The sequence below is a fragment of the Actinoalloteichus spitiensis RMV-1378 genome, assembly GCF_000239155.1.
GTDB lineage: Bacteria > Actinomycetota > Actinomycetes > Mycobacteriales > Pseudonocardiaceae > Actinoalloteichus_B > Actinoalloteichus_B spitiensis.
In genome coordinates this window covers 1-1,024 of the sequence record NZ_AGVX02000836.1, presented here as the reverse complement: position 1 = coordinate 1,024, position 1,024 = coordinate 1, and the positions used below count along the sequence as shown (strand labels likewise).

The following is a 1,024-nucleotide window of genomic DNA, read 5'->3' as shown; positions in this document are numbered from 1 at the left end:
GAGGGGGCGAGGGGGCGAGGGGGCGAACCACCGTAGCGACTCGTCGGCCCCGTCGGCCACGGCGTGCCGCTGCGGGGCGGGGCCCGGCAACGACCGAGGGTGCAATCGCCGGCCCTTTAGCAGATGGAGACCATCCCATCAGGACCCATCCCCCCTCGTTCCACCTGTGCGGACCACGTCGAGTGACCAACGGATGAGGGCCGTGAGCTGGAATTTTGCTACTTCGAGTGAATCTGCCCAATTCTCCCGATTTTCACTCATTCGCATGACCGCCGACAGGATGAACCCGGATAACGTGAAACCCATTCTCACTCAATGGTGTGATCCGGTTTTTGATTCGCCGAACCCCCTGTTAGTTTTCCCTCCGAAAGGCGCCCGACGCCCCACCAGACCCGATTTCCGGTTCTGGCCACAGTGCACCACGGCGTGTTCCGGAAGGCGGAGGATAAGGAGTCGGGATGGCCTTGTCGAAGCTGGTCGCCGGGAGTGGCTCGGAGACCGTAAACGCCCGCGGAGGAGCTGTCGGAACAACCTGCAGGTCAGTTCTGACGAGGCGGGAACCCCAGGCACGACGCCGGACGCGTCCGGCCCGGGGACCGTCGTCCCGCAAGGGATGACTGCTCGCGCAGCTCTCAGCTGTGGGGCGCGAGCAACAGCGCACCGGGACTCCCGAAACACACGACCCCTGAGGAGAACATCGTGATGAAGAAGGCAGGTGCTGTGGCTGGGGCCGCAGCCGGTCTGATGATGCTGGCCCCCGTCGCGAGCGCCGACAGCTACGACAACGACGGCATCAACATTCTGAACGACAACAACCTGAGCGTGCTGCCGATCCAGCTCTGCGGCAACAACGTCGCGGTCCTCGGCGTGATCATCCCGATCGCCTCGCCGCAGATCAACGACTGCACCAACGCCCCGATCCTGGACCACAACAAGGTCGAGGTCGAGCTGGACAAGTGAGGTGACGCCACGGCGTCGCCCCCGGAGGGCGCCCGGAGTGATCCGGGCGCCCTCCGCCCGTTCG

The 1,024-nt window shown here is 64.9% G+C and carries 1 protein-coding gene; it reads left to right on the top strand.

Annotated features, from left to right (window positions below; translation table 11 throughout):
• The first annotated feature begins 720 nt into the window (after positions 1-720).
• Positions 721-960 carry a hypothetical protein gene (locus ACTIDRAF_RS0225805; RefSeq protein ID WP_342626706.1) on the top strand — a complete coding sequence of 80 codons (240 nt, stop codon included), beginning with the start codon at positions 721-723 and terminating at the stop codon, positions 958-960.
• Positions 961-1,024 lie beyond the last annotated feature (64 nt).